Source organism: Roseibium sp. HPY-6 (assembly GCF_040530035.1).
Classification (GTDB): Bacteria; Pseudomonadota; Alphaproteobacteria; order Rhizobiales; family Stappiaceae; genus Roseibium.
Genome location: NZ_JBEWCD010000002.1, coordinates 1048965 through 1065657 on the forward strand (window position 1 = coordinate 1048965; position 16693 = coordinate 1065657).

Genomic DNA, 16693 nt, shown 5'->3' on the forward strand with positions numbered 1-16693 from the left:
GAGCTCAAAGATGTACCGCTACGACGAATTTGACGCCAGCTTTGTCAATCAGCGCACCGAACAGTTCAAGGACCAGGTTCGCCGCCGTCTGGCGGGCGAGCTGTCCGAGGACGAGTTCAAACCACTGCGCCTGATGAACGGCCTTTATCTCCAGCTCCATGCCTACATGCTGCGTGTTGCCATTCCTTACGGCACTTTGAACGGTCGCCAGATGCGCAAACTTGCGCACATCGCGCGCACTTACGACAAGGGCTACGGGCACTTCACCACGCGCCAGAACATCCAGTTCAACTGGCCGAAGCTGGAAGACACCCCGAAGATCCTGGAGGAGCTGGCGGAAGTGGAGATGCACGCCATCCAGACCTCCGGCAACTGCATCCGCAACGTCACGGCGGACCATTTCGCCGGCGCTGCTGCCGATGAAGTCGCGGATCCGCGTCCTTACGCAGAAATCCTGCGCCAGTGGTCTTCGCTTCATCCGGAATTCTCGTTCCTTCCGCGCAAGTTCAAGATCGCCATCACCGGCGCGCCGAACGATCGTGCCGCCGTTCAGGTCCACGATATCGGCTTGCAGCTGACCCGCAACGACGAAGGCGAGATCGGTTTTGTCGTCTATGTCGGCGGTGGCCTTGGCCGCACGCCGATGATCGGGCGCAAGGTGCGCGATTATCTGCCGGAAGAGGATCTGCTGGCCTATTCCGAAGCGATCCTGCGCGTCTACAACCGCTACGGCCGCCGGGACAACAAATACAAGGCCCGTATCAAGATCCTGGTACACGAAACCGGGCTGGAAGAGCTGAAGGCGGATATCGAGGAAGAATTCGAGAAAATCCGCTACGGCGTTCTACGCTTGCCGGATGAGGAAGTCCGCCGGATCGAAGCCTATTTCGCACCGCCCCCGCTGGAAGTCGGTCAGGCAACTTCGGCTGCTGTGGAAGCACGCCGCGAAAATGACGCTGCCTTTGCCCAGTTCCTGGCGCACAACCTCAACCCGCATCGGGTGCCTGGCTACACATCCGTGACGCTCTCCATGAAGCCGATCGGCGGTATCCCCGGCGATGCCTCGGATGCGCAGATGGAAGTGATCGCGGAATTGGCGGAAAAGTACGGCCACGATGAAATCCGCATCAGCCACGAGCAGAATGTCATTCTGCCCCATGTGAAGCTCGACGATCTGCCTGCGATTTTCGATAGGCTGACGGCGGCGGAAATCGCGGAAGGGAATGCTGGCCTGATCACGGACATCATCGCCTGCCCGGGTATGGACTACTGCGCGCTGGCAACAGCCCGTTCGATCCCGGTTGCACAGCGCATCTCGGAGCGTTTCGGCACCGCCAGCCGCCAGGCGGAGATCGGCGAACTCAAGATCAAGATCTCCGGCTGCATCAACGCCTGCGGACACCACCATGTCGGCCACATCGGCATCCTCGGCCTGGAAAAGAAGGGCGAGGAGTTCTACCAGGTGACACTCGGCGGTTCTGCGAACGAGAACGCGTCCATCGGCGAGATTGTCGGCCGAGGCTTTTCTTCCGATGAAGTGGTCGATGCGATCGAGACGCTGGTCGAGACCTATCTTGGTCTGAGATCCGGCAAGGAAGAAACCTTCCTGGAGGCCTACCGCCGGGTTGGGGAGGCGCCGTTCAAGGAGGCCCTTTATGGCGCTGCATGAGACATTCAGTCTGGGGGTAGATCCTGAACTGGGGTTGCAGTCGGAAGTCGCCGCGCTGAACTCCCAGTACGAGGACCTGTCCGCGCAGGAGATCCTGATGGGCGCAATCCGGCACCAGTTTGCCGGTGAAATCGCCATGGTCTCCAGCTTTGGCGCAGACTCGGCCGTGCTTCTGCACATGGTCGCCCAGATTGATCCGTCGACGCCGGTCCTGTTCGTCGACACGGTGAAACTGTTTCCAGCGACGCTGCTTTACCGGGACGAACTGGTTGAAAAGCTGGGTCTCACGGACGTGCGCACCTTCAAGCCGACGCAGGAAGACCTGGCCGAAAAGGATCCGGCGGGAATGCTCTGGATGTCCGATACGGATGCGTGCTGCCACATCCGGAAGGTCGTTCCGCTGGAAAGGGCGCTTTATGGATTTGAAGCCTGGATTTCCGGACGCAAACGCCACCAGAGCGCGACCCGCGCGGATCTTGAACACTTCGAAATCGATGCCGGCCGCGTGAAAGTCAATCCGCTCGCCGACTGGTCCGCATCCGAAGTGCTTGACTACGCAAGGTCGCACGATCTGCCGCCCCATCCCCTGATCGCCCAGGGATACCCCTCGATCGGGTGTCTGCCCTGCACCAGCAAGGTGGCCCCGGGAGAGGACCCGCGCGCCGGTCGCTGGCGTGGCAAGGACAAAACGGAATGCGGCATTCACTGGCCGACCCATGGCAAGGAAATCGATGGCAGCGGTATCTGACCGCTGGTTCAATTGAAACTGAGGACGCAAAACATGACCACGATCTACAAGGACGGCGAATTCGTCGAAGAAAACTGGACCCGCGCCGACGCGGAAACGAGGGCTGCAATCAAAGGCGACGCGCTGGTGCCCCAGAACCTGTTCCTGGAAGCCGCCGAAGACTATCTGAACCGTGACGGTGAGACGGCCGTGCTGGTGGAAGCTGGAGACGATGTCGAACTGATCCGGTCCTACCTTGACCGGCTGTCTTATGTTGCCGTTGACTTTCCGAGCTTTGCCGACGGCCGCGGATTTTCCGCAGCCCGTGTCCTGCGTGAACAGATCGGCTATCAGGGCGACATCCGCGCCGCCGGAAAATACATCCTCGACCAGGTTCCGCTTGCCCGCCGCTGCGGCGTCTCTTCCTTTGAGATTTCAAAGCCGGAAGTCCTGAAGGCGCTCAAGGCAGGTGAGTGGCCGGAAGTCACGAAGTATCTGCAGCCGGTCGGTGCGGTTGACGAGATCCCCGTCGGCACCCGTCCGTGGGCGCGCCGCTCTTTCCGGGATATCGCAGTCGCAGCAGAATAAAACGTCGGCGGAGGAAACTCAGCGTCTCGTTTTTTCCGCCGGTTCTTTAGCCCGGCTGCAGTTTGCTGCGGCCGGGTTTGCTGCGTCTTATTTCTTGAGTTTGGTATCACTTTTCGCTGAATTCGTGACGGATGATGGCACCGACGATATTCGAATAATCGTCTGTCCACAGCGCCGTGCCGTTTGAGCGAACCTCATTCCATCTGGGATTGTCCAGGAGTGGTCCGAGATCGGCCTCATCGCGTGCGAACACCATAACGTTTGCCGCGAAAACCTGGTCCGGTCTGGTCTCGCCTTCAATGGCGCCATGTTCGGCAAACCGGATCGAATATCCGTCCGCCTCTGCAATCGCTGCCAGTACGCTTGCCAGCTCCAGATAGCGATTGGAGATGTGCAGCGCGAGCAGGCCGTTCTCTTCGATCTTGGAGAAAAAGAGCGCGATCGCTTCCCGCGTCATCAGGTGCACCGGAATGGAGTCGGACGAAAAGGCGTCGATCAGAAGATAATCGAATTTCCCGTCCGGTTCCGCCTCAAGGGTCAGACGCGCGTCTCCGAGCACCATTTTCGTGTCGGGTCCACAGTCCGAAATGAAGCGGAAATAGGCCGGGTTGGAAGCGACATCGATAACGGACCTGTCAATCTCGTAAACCGTCCAGGTCTCACCGGGAAGGCTGTGGCAGAGGAAACTTCCGGTGCCAAGACCGACGACGCCGACATGGCCCATGCCGGTCCCGGCAGACGCGCGCGCGGCGCGCAGGGTGTCCGCCATCTCACCGGTTTCATGGTAATAGGCGAGCGGTTCGGGAGATCCCTTGCCGACCTCCGCATCAAACGCGCTCATGGCAATGCTGCCATGAACCGTCGTTCCATGAACCATTCTGCGGTACGTGCCGTCGTCCGTGTCCTTGACTTTGACCACGCCGAAGAAGGAGCGCTCCGTGTGCACCACGCTCGGGTGCAGTTGCAGGAGCAGCACCAGCGGCACCGTCAGGATCAGCAGGACATGGGCAACCGCCTGCCATTTGACCTGCACCACGGCCGCAAGTGTGATCAGGCCAATGATCGACATGACGACGATCTCGTGGCCTTCGATCTCAGGGATCCAGCCGCGTGTCACACCAATCCAGAAGAGCATCGTGAGCCCGACGCCAAAAAGGACGGTTTTGATCGCAGAGGACGCGGTTGCGCCGTTCTTCAGCGGCAGCAGAAACAGTGCGACTAGCATCAGCATCGGGTATTCTGCAACCCAGTTGAAGACATTCGGCGCGATGAGCCCGGCGAAGATGCCGCCCAGAACGCCACCGACCGACATCCAGAGATAAAACGCGGTCAGCTGGCTGGCATGCGGGCGCAGCTGATAGAGCCGCGCGTGGCAGTAAAGAACCGTGATGAAATAGATCAGCAGATTTGCACCGAGCCCGAAAGTAAGCGGCAGCAGCTTGGGCAGGAAGATCACGCCGGCGGCCAAAATCGCGGCGAAAGGCAGAATGCTGGACAGGAAGTCGACGGAGATCAGCGGTTTCGTTTTGAACGCGATCACGAATGTCAGCAGGAACAGCGACAGCGGAACCACCCACATGAACGGCGCTGAGGCGATGTCGACCGCGATATGGGCCGTCAGGGCAATCGTAAGCGCTGAAGGGACGGCGGCCAGTCCGAGATAAACGAAGATCTGCCGCGATGTGATGCGCTGAACCGGCGCGTCACCGGCAGCGTCGGAGCTCGTGTTTGTTTCACTCGCTGCAAGCTGTGGCTGGCGCAGAACACTCGCGGCACAAAGCAGGATGGCGATGACCAGAACAAGGTAGCCGGCTGTCCAGAACAGCGACTGCGTGCCGAGTTTGAGGCCAGGCTCAAGAACGAGAATATAGAGGTAGAGCGAGGCGAAACTGCCGATATTGCTTGCACCATAGAGGAAGTACGGATCGGAAGCGTGCTTGTGGCCCGTCTGCGTAAACCAGGCCTGAAGCAGCGGTGCATTGGCGGAAACGGCAAAAAACGGCAGGCCGACGGAGACCGCAAAAAGGCCCAGAAGCCAGAGCTCCTGATAGGTGGCAGGCGGCGTATCCCAGCCGCTCGCGATCCCCAAAGGCAGAAAGACACAAGCGGATAGCAGCACAAGCGCATGAATGATGATTGCGTGCTTCGTGCTCAAAAACCGGGTCAGCGCGTGTGCATAGGCATAACCAAGCAGGAGAACGCTTTGGAAGAACACCATGGCGACAGACCAGACGCCGGGGGATCCGCCGAGCTTTGGCAGCACCAGTTTGGAGAAGAACGGCTGAACGGAAAACAGCAGGAATGCGCTCAGGAACAGGGTTCCTGCAAAGAGTTGCAGGACCGGAACGGTTATGCCGAGATACCCGCCTTCATCTGCTGAAAGCGGGTGTTGCCGCTGTTGCTGCATCGTGTCTTTCCCCAATATGACCCAGGGGGAGACTACGAAGGTCAAGTTAAGCAACGCATAAAAGACGTGCTTAAGAAGAAGGTAACAAACGGCGCCGAAATCAGTTTCAAGTGTTCGGAAAACGGATTTCGAAACCCGCACCGCGATCCTGCGGCACCATTTCAATTGTCGCGTGATGGGCTTTCAGCAGCGCCCGGATGATCCCGAGCCCCATGCCTGTGCCCCCGCTCGCCCGGCGCGTGGTGAAGAACAGATCGAAAATCTGATCCTGATTACCGGCCGAGATCCCTTCGCCATTGTCCGAAACGAGAACCGAGATCCCGCCGTCGTCAGCTTCCGGAGTGAAGGAAATCCTGTCCGCACCGTGTCGTATTGAGTTGTCGATCATGTTTTCAAAGACGATCCGCGCGTTTTCGGCAGACAGCGGGAGTTCGCAATCAGCGCTTTCTTCGATGGCAATGCTCTGGAACCGCGAGCGCGTTTCGGCAAGGACATCAGACAGGCGGCACGCACCACCGATCTCCACGCTGTCGGCGCGAGCCAGATCACGAAGCCGGTTCAGCAACCGTGAGGCGCGCTGAGTATCGCTCAGGATATTGCTCAGGAATCTTTCCCGATCGGCATCGCTCAGATCAGCACCGGCGTCGCGAAGCAGCTCGGCAGCACCCTGAATGGCGGTCAGGGGTGTCTTGAGTTCGTGCGTGATGTGGTTGGCGAAAGTATTGATATAGTCGTTACGGTCGAACAGTTTCCGCGATGTGTCCAGCATGCTGGTCGACAGCGCATGAATTTCCCTGTTGCCGTGGATTGCGAGAGGTTTGAGTGCGTCCCGGTCTCCCCGGCCGATCTTCAAGGATCTTTGCGTAAGGGCTTTGATCGGACCTGCAATCCCGCGCGCGAAGATGAATCCGACGACAAATGTCGCGACCAGCACGAAGGCGAGCACCCAGAACACGTAGTCCCATTTCAGGAACATCTCCCTGAGGATGTTACTTGGTGTGCGTGAGGCATAGACAACACCGGCGACCTTGTTGTCGATAAGGATCGGCTGCGCCACGAACACGCGAACGCTGGTCCCCCTGCTGATGGAATAGATGGGTTGCGGGTTCTGCACGGTGCGTTCTCTCAAGGCACTTGAATAGGAACCGGCAAGTGCGCGCTTGACCTCCGCGACGTGTGCGAGGGAAAGGCCGGTGTCGTCGCGCCCGGCAATTATGACACCGTTCAGATCGAGAACTCTGAACCCCGCAAGTGTCAGTTTCTGCGTATCTCTGAGAACCTGTTCGATCGCCTTGCCGGTCGCCTCATAGGCCGGGTGGATTTCCTGGTCGGTCGCAATCGGATCTGGCCGCGCCGGCATCACCGGCGTCTTGTTGAGATCGAGGCTCGGGAGTTGCGGCGTCCAGGCACCGCCAGGCTCCTTTGTCGATCGGCGCGTTGAAGAAACCAGCGGCTCCAGGGAGTAGGGAGCTTGAGGAGTGGCGACGGGTCCGAGCTGAAGATCCTGACCGCCGAACGTTCTAAGATTTTGCGCGGTGATCGCAGCGATAGCAGCGGACTGTGCGATAAGTTCGCCTTCCGTTGTCTGGATCAGCTGGTTTTCGTAAACGCGAAAAAACACGATCCCGGCAAGCGGGACGAGCAGCATGATGCAAAGAACGAGAGCAATGACGAGACTGAGTGGCGGTCGCCAGCGGTCGCGGAAGGTGCGGGATATCACCATCGGCGGCCGCGCTTAGCCCGCGTTTTCACAAGGACCGAGCCGGAATCCCACGCCGTGCACAGTCTCAATGGCATCGTTGCACCCGCTCGAGCCGAGCTTGGCGCGTATGTTGCGGATATGGCTGTCGATGGTGCGGTCTGAGACGTGAATGTTGTCCCGGTAGGCCTTCTCCAGAATGCGTTCGCGCGTGAAGACGATCTTTGGCCGGCTCATGAGGGCGCTGAGAATCTCGAACTCAATCGCGGTCAGCCCGACTTCGGCGTCGTCGATCTTCACCTGGCGTTCGTCCTTCTCCAGCGTAATGAGTCCCTGTTTGAGTTGGGGTGTTTCGTTGTTCTGATCGACCTGCGGCGCGGCGTAACGCTTGAGAATGACACCGACACGCGCGATCAGCTCCCGGGGGCTGAAGGGCTTCGTGACATAGTCGTCCGCGCCAAGCTCAAGTCCAATGATCCGGTCGATTTCATCATCGCGCGCCGACAGAAACAGGATCGGCACTTCCGACGTTTTCCTGAGTTCCCGGCACACATCGAGGCCGTCCATCTCCGGAAGGCCGATATCAAGAATGATCAGAGCCGGTGCGCACAGGACAACCTTGTCCAGAGCTTCTTTGCCATTGGTCGCGATTTCGTGACTGTACGAGGCCTTCTGAAGGGCAAAACAGATGACGTCCCGGATATTGGGGTCATCATCGACAACAAGAATGGTTTTTGTCTGCAATGGACTGGTCCGGACAATTGCGCTCCCGGATCGGATCGAGGGAGCCTTAAATTGGGGGTGTCTAAATCAGGTGTTTCTTAAGAGATAACCGAGGCGACATCATGTTTCCAGCCACCAGCCATCCCGGCGAAGCGTGCGTGGAAGGGATGTATCTGTCATTTCTCTCCTGGAAAACCTGCGGCGCCGGTGACGGCTCGGCTCAGCCAGTCTCTCTGCGGTCCATGGGGTGAAGGGACAGGGGTGAAAGTTCAGACGGAACCTGATTGCGCTCAAAAGCATTTGATCCTCCTGGTGAGCGAAGCTGACATAAGAACTAGCCCGGCACTCTTGCAGTCGGATGTGAAGCTTTATGCAGATTTTGCGCAGATTGAGTTTTTGGGTTCCGACCAGCGCGTAGGCTCTTCCCACGCGCAGCAGCGCCGGTCATTTTTCCCGGCGCTGGTCATTTTCCTAAACACTGACACCGGTCGTCTTGAGCAACACATATCCTGGAAACACAACAAGCGAAGACAGGGTCAGCAACATGCCGATCACGCGGCCGATGCCGAAACCCGTCATAACGACTGTTGCATAGTGAAGGAGCCGCCCTGCGAGAAGTGCGCAGCCTCCAATCCAGAGCAGAAGGTAAGGCGCACCGGCGAGTTCGGCTGCTGCCATTGCAAGCAGTGCGATCGGAACGGTTTCAGTAAAGTTGCCGTGCGCGCGCATGCGCTGTAGCAAGACGCCGTCCCCGCCATCAAGGAATTGGACGTTGGTTTGGGCGCGCCGCAGACCGACGGCGACGGTCATCGGTATTTGAATGAGCGCGAAAACGGCAACGAACAGGATCGTTACCGGGAGAGCGGAAACAAGTTCCATCGATGTCTCCTCTTAACGGAAATTGGACATACCGGCCGGCAGAGGCTCGGGGTTGACAGGGACCGCCGGCCGAAAGGATTTCAGGTGCACCTGCGCTGAAGCGCTGGTCTTCAGGATTCGGCCGGCGCTTCATATGTGATCAGTGCAATGACGCCGCCCACCGGATCGACGAGGGTCGCCATACGGCCAACGCCCGGGATGCTCATTGGTTCACTGGAAATGGTCGCGCCAAGCGCCTTGGCCTTTTCGATACGTGCATCGACATCGTCGACGGTCACATAAGGCAACCAGCGTGCCGGTTCAGAAGGCATTGGAGGAAAGCCTCCGATCTTGTCTTCGCCATTGGCGATAACGGTGTAGGTCATCCCCGGCATTTCCATGTCTTCCAGACCCCAGTCCAGAAGGCCTGTATAGAATTCCTTGGCCTTTGCGCCATCTCCGCTCATCAGTTCCATCCAGCTGAAGGCACCGTGTGTCTGCATCGGATTGCTCATGTCTTTTTCCTCATCTCGAATTCAACGACCTGGTCGGCCCAGGTGATCAGAGGACGGACGGCAATCGGTAAATCCGACAGGCCGTGCCATTTTTTTGAAAAGCAGCGAATGAACCGGCAGGCCGGGAGGCGTCCGCGGAAAAGATTACCGGCATTCACTGGAAATCCAGTCAACCAGTGCAGAACGTGCTTTCAGGTTTGCCGGCCGTTTCACCGGATGAACGAGCCAGAAGCCGAGATCCGTCTCGGTATCGTCCGACCAGACTTCGCACAAGCGTCCACTGCGCACATCAGCCTCCGCCACCAGACGCGGCGCGACCGCAATGCCTTGCCGGTTGGCCGCTGCATCGAGCGCAAGCGAGGTTTGATTGAATTGAAGAGATGGCCCGGAGTGCGAGAGACCATGATCACCTAGCAACCGGTCCCAGTGCCGGTGCCCGTCTTGGATCAGCGGCAACCGGACCAGATCCGTCAGTTGGCGATGGCCTTGCGGACAAAACTCGGCGCTCGGACTGCAAAAGGCTTTGAGCTCCAGCGGCGCGAGTTTCCGCACTTCAAGCTTTTGGTTTGACGGACGGTTTCCCTGACGAACTGCAAGGTCGACGTTCTGGCTTTTGAAGTCAGTGATCTGCTCGCTGGCGAAGATGCGGACGTCAATGTCCGGATGTGTCTCCATGAAGAGCGGCAACCTTGGAACGAGCCATTTCGAAGCGAAAGAGGGTGGAACGCTGATCGTGACACTGTTGATTATTGGATATAATTTTTTTGTTGCCTCTTCAATAATGGCCAAGCCCTTTGAGATCTCCGAATGGAAAAGCTGGCCTGCTTCGGTAAAGGCAAGGCCGCGTGCTTTCCTTTCAAACAAGACGACATTCAGATCTGCTTCAAGTGTTCTGACAGCTTGGGCAACCGCACCCTGTGTGAGGTTCAGCTCTTCAGCTGCGAGGCGGAAGTTCTGATGCCGGGCGGCGGCATCGAACATCTTTATATGTTGTAGTCTCGGAGAGCGCATAGTTCTTTAGCCAGTAATTTTTCTATAGTCTATGTTCTTCAAAAATGATTGGTCAAGGCCGGCGCGGGTTCCTACTTTTTGGTGGTTGAACAATTGAGGATACCGAGATGGCAGACAAAAAGGTGGCGGTCGTGACCGCAGGTGGCAGCGGCATGGGCGCAGATGCGGCGCGCAGATTGGTGCAGGACGGTCATGAAATCGCAATTCTCTCGTCCTCGGGCAAGGGCGAGGCGCTGGCCATGGAGTATGGGGGCGTGGGCGTTTCCGGATCCAATCAGTCGAACGACGACCTGAAGCGGCTGGTTGACCTGACCATGGAAAAGTGGGGCAGGATCGATGTTCTGGTGAACAGCGCAGGCCACGGTCCGCGTGCGCCCATCCTGGAGCTGACGGACGAAGACTGGCACAAGGGCCTAGATGTCTATTTCATGAATGTCGTCAGACCGACGCGGCTTGTGACGCCCATCATGCAGGCGCAAAAATCCGGGTCGATCGTCAACATTTCGACATTCGCCGCTTTCGAGCCGGACCCTGTCTTTCCAACTTCCGGCGTGTTTCGCGCAGGTCTTGCAGCTTACACAAAGCTCTTTTCAGACAAATATGCGGCTGAGAACATTCGCATGAACAACGTTCTGCCCGGCTTCATCGACAGTCTTCCGGAAAAGGAAGAGTTCCGCGCACGCATTCCGATGGAGCGGTATGGCAAGTCTTACGACGAGATTGCCGCGGTCGTCGCTTTCCTGGCATCGGAAGGAGCGGGTTATATCACCGGCCAGAACATTCGCGTCGACGGCGGCATCACGCGATCCGTATGAGGCGAGGACGTCAATGGCCAAGCGCATCCAGTTTCGACTGGATGTGCTGCCGCTCCACATCGGTTCCGGCGTGCCGGATCGCGGCTTTATAGGCCGCTCGCGCTTTCGGATATTGTTCCAGGTCGGTCAGGAGAGCTGCCGTCGCCGCATGATAACTCGCATAGCGTTCAAGCGGTGCCGACAGTTTCTCCAGCAGCTGAAGTGCCTCCTCAGGGCCCTTCAGTTTGGCAATGACAACCGCCCGGTTCAACAAGACAACGGGGGATGGCCGAATGATCTCAAGCGCCCGGTAGAGCCGGTCCAGTTCCGTCCAGTTTGTGTCGTCATATGTGGCAGCGCGTGTATGTGTTGCAGCAATGGCCGCCTCGATCTGGAGCGGCCCGGGCGCGGCGCTTCTAAGAGCGGCCTCCAGCAACACGTTCCCTTCCGAAATCAGTCTGCGGTCCCACTTTGACCGATCCTGAAATTCCAGCGTAACGGCCTCACCGTTGGTGTTGACCCTCGCCCTATGCCGCGAATGCTGGATCAGGCAAAGCGCCAGCAGGCCACGTAACTCGGGCTCCTCGGGGAACAGCCGGACCATGAGCCGCGCAAGGCGGATGGCCTCCAGGCACAGCGGCGTGCGGATGAGCTGGGAACCGTGCGAGGCCGAATAGCCTTCGTTGAAAACAAGATAGATGGCATTGGCAACAGCGGAAAACCGCTCTGCACGCGCCTTGGCATCCGGTTCCTCGTAGCGAAGCTTGGCCGCGCCGAGGCGCTTCTTGGCACGGGTGATCCGTTGCTCCATGGTTTTCGGCTGCACCAGAAACGCACGTGCGATTTCATCCACGGAGAGGCCGGCGACGATCTTGAGTGAAAGCGCGATCTGCTGGTCGCGGCGCAGCACCGGGTGACAGCAGGTAAAGAGCAACCGCAGGATATCGTCTCGGTAGACGGACCTGTCGAGTTGGTCCGTCAACGCCTCCTCCGTATCGCTCAGATCGATGATCGGATCGAGGTCTTCCGGTGCTGACAGCGTTTCCCGCTTCTTCTTCCGGACAATATCGATGCCTGCATTGCGCCCGGCGACAACCAGCCAGGCAGCGGGATCTCGGGGCAGATCCTCCGGGCTCCAGTTTTTCAGTGCCTTGAGCGAGGCCTCCTGAAACGCGTCTTCGGCAAGGTCCAGATCGGCGAACGCTCGGTTCAATGCTGCCAGCACGCGCGGGCGGGCGGCTCTAAGATGCGTCGATAACCAGGCGCTCGGCATTTTTGAAATCAGCTCCTTCAAAATATGCCACCGGACGGATTTCGACGCGGCCATGCTCCAGCGGAAGCAGTTTCACCGTGTCGATGGCCTCCTCCAGCGACGGACAGTCGATCATGTAAAATCCCATGAACTGTTCCTTGGTTTCCGCGAAAGGGCCGTCGGTGACGAGATAGTCGTCGCTCTCCTTGTTGATTGTCACCGCTGTTCCCGTCGACATCAGTTTGGTCGCAGCGGCGAAGGTCTTGGCGCCCTTGGTATGTTCGTGGAACGCGCGGTGGTGTCGCATGATTTCCGCATGTTCCTCTGGTGTGATGGCATCCATGAAGTCTTCGTTGGCATAGATCAGGACCGAAAACAGCATCGTCTTTTCCTCCGGTTTCAAAGCGGTGTCACCTAGGAACGTGCAACGACAAGCTTATCCGACAAACGGATGCGACAAAAACACGAAATCCTTCTGCATGGCGGAATAGCGTGCACATGCCGTGTTCCTCTCCCGGCAGAGGCCGCGACAGAACAGGCACACAAAGGGACCGTCGATCGGACGGGCTTACGCGAGCCCGGGACGGTGTACTGCGTTCTCAGGAAAGAACTCTCGACGGGCGGAAGCCTCAGCCCAGCCAGCCGTCCTTTTTCAGGCGCTGGTAGGTGTCATCAAGCGTTTTTTCTGCCGTTTCAACCAGGAAGTCCGCTTCCTCGTGCGTGAGAACAAGCGGCGGCGAAATGATCATGCTGTCGCGCACGGCGCGCATCACCATGCCGTTCTGGAAGGAGATGTCGCGGCAGATGGTGCCGACCGTGCCAACATCCGGGAAGGCCTTTTTCAGATCCTTCTTGTCCGGCACGAGCTCAAGAGCCCCCATCAGGCCCGTCATGCGTGCTTCGCCGACGAGCGGATGCTCCTCAAGCCGCCTCCAGCGCTCCTGCAGATAAGGACCGATGTCGGTTTTGACCCGCCCGACAAGCCCTTCGCGCTCGATGATGTCGAGATTTGCAAGCGCGGCGGCGGCACAGACAGGGTGGCCGGAATAGGTGTAGCCATGATTGAAGTCGTCACCAGCATTCATCAGGCCCTCGGCCACACGATCTGACACCAGAACGCCGCCCATGGGCAGATAGCCGGACGTCAGTCCCTTGGCGATGGGCATCAGATCGGGCTCGATTTCGAAATGGGTCGAGCCGAACCACTCGCCGAGGCGGCCAAACCCGCAAATGACTTCGTCGGCGACGAGAAGTATATCGCGTTCGCGCAGGATACGGCGGACTTCGGGCCAGTAGCTCTCGGGCGGAATGATGACGCCGCCCGCACCCTGGATCGGTTCGGCGATAAAGGCAGCGACCTTGTCCTCGCCGAGTTGGTCAATAGCCCTTTCAAGCTTGCGCGCGGCATGAACACCGAAGTCATCACGGCTCATATCCTGACCTTCGCCGAACCAGTATGGCTGATCGATATGGTGGACGCCCTCGACCGGAAGATCGCCTTGCGCATGCATGGCTTTCATGCCGCCAAGGCTTGTCCCGGCAAGTGTTGAACCGTGATAGCCGTTCCAGCGGCCGATGATCACTTTCTTGTCCGGTTTGCCCATCTTGTCCCAGTAGGTCCGTACCATGCGGAACACCGTGTCATTGGCCTCCGATCCGGAAGAACAGTAGAAGACCGTGTTGATGTGATCCGGGGCCAGCTTGGCCAACTTTTCGGAAAGCGCGATCGCGGGCGGGTGGGTCGTCTTGAAGAAGGTGTTGTAATAAGCGAGCTCGTTCATCTGCCGCTGAACAGCTTCGGTGATTTCTGTGCGTCCGTGACCGACCTGAACGCACCAGAGCCCGGCCATTCCGTCGAGGATCCTGCGGCCTTCGGAATCCGTCAACCAGACGCCGTCCGCCCTGGTGATGATGCGGCTGCCTTCCGCATTCAGCGATTTCATGTCCGAAAAGGGATGCCAGTGATGCGCCGCATCGATCTCCTGAAGCGCCTTTGTCGGATAGATATTGGAATGGGCCGTCATGGCGGGAACTCCGGAAAGGAAAGGGGCGTTACTCAAACGTTGAGCAGGAGGTATTCCCGCTCCCAGGCGCTGATCACGGACATGAAAGTTTCAAATTCCTCGTATTTGATCGCGCGATAGGTCGCGACGAATTTTTCGCCGAAAACCTCGATCATTTCCTCGGAATTCTCGAACTTGGCGACTGCCTCCGGAAGTCCGCGCGGCAGGGACTTGGCAAGTTCTGTGCAGTCGTCACTCTTGGGTGCGTCGGGTTTCAGTTCCTTCTCGATGCCGAGATAGCCGCAGGCAAGACTCGCCGCGATCGAAAGATACGGATTGGCATCGGACCCGGGTATGCGGTTTTCAAGCCGGCGTGCCTCGGGACTGGAATAAGGGACACGCAACCCGACCGTCCTGTTGTCGTAGCCCCAATAGACATTCACCGGCGACGTCGATGTCTTCGAAAAACGCCGGTAGGAGTTCACGAAAGGCGCCATGATGCAGGTGACGGTGGGCAGAAAGGTCTGGTGGCCGGCGATAAAGGAGAGAAATGCCGACGTCTCCTCTCCGTTCTCGCCCGAGAAGATATTATTTCCAGTCTCCTTGTCGATCACAGACTGGTGGATATGCATGGCGGAACCGGGCTGATGCGACATCGGCTTTGACATGAAGGTCGCATACATCTCGTGCCGCAGCGCCGCTTCGCGAATGGTGCGTTTGAACAGGAACACCTGGTCTGCAAGCGCAAGCGGATTGCCGTGGCGCAGATTGATTTCCATCTGCGCCGCGCCTTCTTCATGGATCAGTGTATCGATCTCAAGCCCTTGCTTTTCGGAGAGATCATAGATGTCGTCGATGAGGTCGTCGAATTCGTTGAGCGCTGAAATCGAGTAGGACTGGCGCCCGACTTCAGGGCGCCCGGAGCGGCCAGTGGGTGGTTCCAGCGGATAGTCGGGATCGGTGTTGGGCCGGACCAGATAAAATTCGATTTCAGGCGCGATGACCGGTTGCCAGCCCTTGTCCTCATAAAGCTTCAAAACACGCTTCAGGACATTGCGCGGTGCGGTCTCCACCGGGGCGCCCTGGCGGGTGTAGGCATCGTGAATGAGCTGCGCAGTCGGGTCACTCTCCCAGGGAACCGAGGTAAGGGTGCTGTAGTCAGCGCGGAAATAAAGATCGCCATCGGTCGGATTGTGCTGAAAACGCTCATCGTCATCCGGATAATCGCCGGAAATGGTTTGCGCGAAAATCGAAGCGGGCATGGTCATGACCGGTCCGGAGAAAAACTTCTCGACCGGCATCATCTTGCCTCGGGCGACGCCGGCAAGATCGGGAACGATGCACTCGATGTCTTCAATGTTGCGCGCATGAAGCCAGTCGCGGGCGGCATCACCGTCGGGCACGCCGCGCAAACTGTCCGCGTGTTTCAGACGGTCGATGGCTGGCGTTTCATCACTCACAACGGGCTCCAACGGTTCGGCAGGGTTACGATGCACACACCTCAGTCAGGATCTGTGCACCGCCTACCCGCTAGCGCCGTGGGAGCGGCAGACGGGTAAGTTCGAATTTTGTGATCACAAAATGACACGGACTTTGGTCCGGATCAACCGGCTGTTGCACTCTCAAGGATTTCGTTGCCCAAGAGCCCCATTCCATCGGCAATGTCTCCTGAGATCGCCGCGCGCAACGCGGTGCTGTCCTTAAGTTCGATCGCGCGGATGGCCTCCTTGTGCTGATCGACAAGGCTGGCTGTGCCCACGCGCCCGTAAACCGTGCGCATGAAGGGTGCAAACTGCAGCCAAAGGCTGTCGATCAGCGGCAGCAGGACTTTTGATGCAGAGGCCCGGTAGATATGAAAATGAAAAGCATGATTGAGCCGCATGTAGGCTTCAGCATCCCCGCTGACGATGCGCTGGTCAATATCGTCGTCGAGCCTCGTCAGGGTCTTCACATCGCGAAGGGTCAAGTTTGGTAACGCGCGCTCTGCCAGTTCGGGCTCCAGCAAAAGCCGGGCCTTCAAAACCTCTTCGAACCGGTCCCTTGTCATGTCGGGAACCTGAACCCGGCCGTTGCTTTTGACCTCAAGCGCGTTTTCCGCCGAGAGCCGCTGCAGCACTTCGCGCACGGGCATGGGGCTGACACCGAGTTCGCCGGCAAGGCCCCGGATCGTAACGGCTTTACCGGGAATAAAACGGCCCGTGAGCAAGCCCGACCGGATTTCAGCATCGACCTGGCCGCGTGTTGCGCCGCGCGACGTTGGAGCGGACTCGGCAAGATGCCCTGCCGGGTCGTTTGTCAGACCGGACTGTCGGTCAGGCAAAGCGGCCTCCCCACCATTACAAATCTTCAATAAATGCGATCTGTCTTGACAGATTTATCCGAAAGTGATCACATTTTTGAAAATGAAGCAAACGAAAGCTGACAAACCGTTGTTGTTGTTCATTAGA

Annotated in this window: 15 protein-coding genes; 4 read left to right on the forward strand and 11 right to left on the reverse strand. The window is 58.3% G+C overall.

Going from position 1 to position 16693, the window contains the following annotated elements; all coding sequences use genetic code 11:
- The first annotated feature begins 10 nt into the window (after positions 1-10).
- The 3 genes from ABVF61_RS16235 to ABVF61_RS16245 are packed head-to-tail and all read left to right on the forward strand — an operon-like array spanning position 11 to position 2984.
- A complete protein-coding gene (locus ABVF61_RS16235; protein ID WP_353994576.1) occupies positions 11-1669 on the forward strand; it encodes a nitrite/sulfite reductase in 1659 nt (552 codons plus the stop codon).
- Positions 1656-2417 (forward strand): phosphoadenylyl-sulfate reductase, encoded by a 762-nt coding sequence (locus tag ABVF61_RS16240; protein WP_353994577.1) that lies wholly within the window; start codon positions 1656-1658, stop codon positions 2415-2417. Before ABVF61_RS16235 ends, ABVF61_RS16240 begins: the two co-directional genes overlap by 14 nt.
- A gap of 33 nt (positions 2418-2450) precedes the next feature.
- Entirely contained in the window at positions 2451-2984 is a 534-nt protein-coding gene (locus ABVF61_RS16245; RefSeq protein WP_353994578.1) for a DUF934 domain-containing protein, read from the forward strand.
- Positions 2985-3090: 106 nt separating this feature from the next.
- Here the strand turns inward: ABVF61_RS16245 and ABVF61_RS16250 are convergent, their stop codons facing one another.
- The 6 genes from ABVF61_RS16250 to ABVF61_RS16275 form a co-directional block, all read right to left on the reverse strand.
- Positions 3091-5391 carry a spermidine synthase gene (locus ABVF61_RS16250; RefSeq protein WP_353994579.1) on the reverse strand — a complete coding sequence of 767 codons (2301 nt, stop codon included), beginning with the start codon at positions 5389-5391 and terminating at the stop codon, positions 3091-3093.
- Positions 5392-5497: 106 nt separating this feature from the next.
- Positions 5498-7114 carry an ATP-binding protein gene (locus tag ABVF61_RS16255; RefSeq protein ID WP_353994580.1) on the reverse strand — a complete coding sequence of 539 codons (1617 nt, stop codon included), beginning with the start codon at positions 7112-7114 and terminating at the stop codon, positions 5498-5500.
- A gap of 12 nt (positions 7115-7126) precedes the next feature.
- The gene (locus ABVF61_RS16260) at positions 7127-7834 is read right to left on the reverse strand and encodes a response regulator transcription factor (RefSeq protein ID WP_353994581.1); all 708 of its coding nucleotides are present in this window, start codon (positions 7832-7834) and stop codon (positions 7127-7129) included.
- A 450-nt stretch (positions 7835-8284) separates the two neighbouring features.
- Complete coding sequence (locus ABVF61_RS16265) at positions 8285-8692, reverse strand: MAPEG family protein (protein WP_353994582.1); 408 nt, start codon at positions 8690-8692, stop codon at positions 8285-8287.
- A 110-nt stretch (positions 8693-8802) separates the two neighbouring features.
- A complete protein-coding gene (locus ABVF61_RS16270; RefSeq protein ID WP_353994583.1) occupies positions 8803-9186 on the reverse strand; it encodes a VOC family protein in 384 nt (127 codons plus the stop codon).
- A 144-nt stretch (positions 9187-9330) separates the two neighbouring features.
- The gene (locus tag ABVF61_RS16275; protein ID WP_353994584.1) at positions 9331-10197 is read right to left on the reverse strand and encodes a LysR substrate-binding domain-containing protein; all 867 of its coding nucleotides are present in this window, start codon (positions 10195-10197) and stop codon (positions 9331-9333) included.
- Positions 10198-10304: 107 nt separating this feature from the next.
- Here ABVF61_RS16275 and ABVF61_RS16280 point away from each other — a divergent pair, with 107 nt between their 5' ends.
- Positions 10305-11012, forward strand: coding sequence for an SDR family oxidoreductase (locus ABVF61_RS16280; protein WP_353994585.1), 708 nt, complete (start codon positions 10305-10307; stop codon positions 11010-11012).
- Between the two features lie 10 nt (positions 11013-11022).
- On the opposite strand, the gene ABVF61_RS16285 is transcribed toward ABVF61_RS16280, so the two are convergent.
- From ABVF61_RS16285 to ABVF61_RS16305, 5 genes are all read right to left on the reverse strand, one after another.
- Positions 11023-12264 carry an RNA polymerase sigma factor gene (locus ABVF61_RS16285; RefSeq protein ID WP_353994586.1) on the reverse strand — a complete coding sequence of 414 codons (1242 nt, stop codon included), beginning with the start codon at positions 12262-12264 and terminating at the stop codon, positions 11023-11025.
- The gene (locus ABVF61_RS16290; RefSeq protein WP_353994587.1) at positions 12233-12625 is read right to left on the reverse strand and encodes a YciI family protein; all 393 of its coding nucleotides are present in this window, start codon (positions 12623-12625) and stop codon (positions 12233-12235) included. The genes ABVF61_RS16285 and ABVF61_RS16290 overlap by 32 nt, the downstream gene beginning before the upstream one ends.
- Positions 12626-12872: 247 nt before the next feature.
- Positions 12873-14267 carry an aspartate aminotransferase family protein gene (locus tag ABVF61_RS16295; RefSeq protein WP_353994588.1) on the reverse strand — a complete coding sequence of 465 codons (1395 nt, stop codon included), beginning with the start codon at positions 14265-14267 and terminating at the stop codon, positions 12873-12875.
- A 32-nt stretch (positions 14268-14299) separates the two neighbouring features.
- Positions 14300-15706 (reverse strand): glutamine synthetase family protein, encoded by a 1407-nt coding sequence (locus ABVF61_RS16300; protein ID WP_502949973.1) that lies wholly within the window; start codon positions 15704-15706, stop codon positions 14300-14302.
- Positions 15707-15849: 143 nt separating this feature from the next.
- The gene (locus ABVF61_RS16305) at positions 15850-16566 is read right to left on the reverse strand and encodes a GntR family transcriptional regulator (protein WP_353994589.1); all 717 of its coding nucleotides are present in this window, start codon (positions 16564-16566) and stop codon (positions 15850-15852) included.
- Positions 16567-16693: the final 127 nt, after the last annotated feature.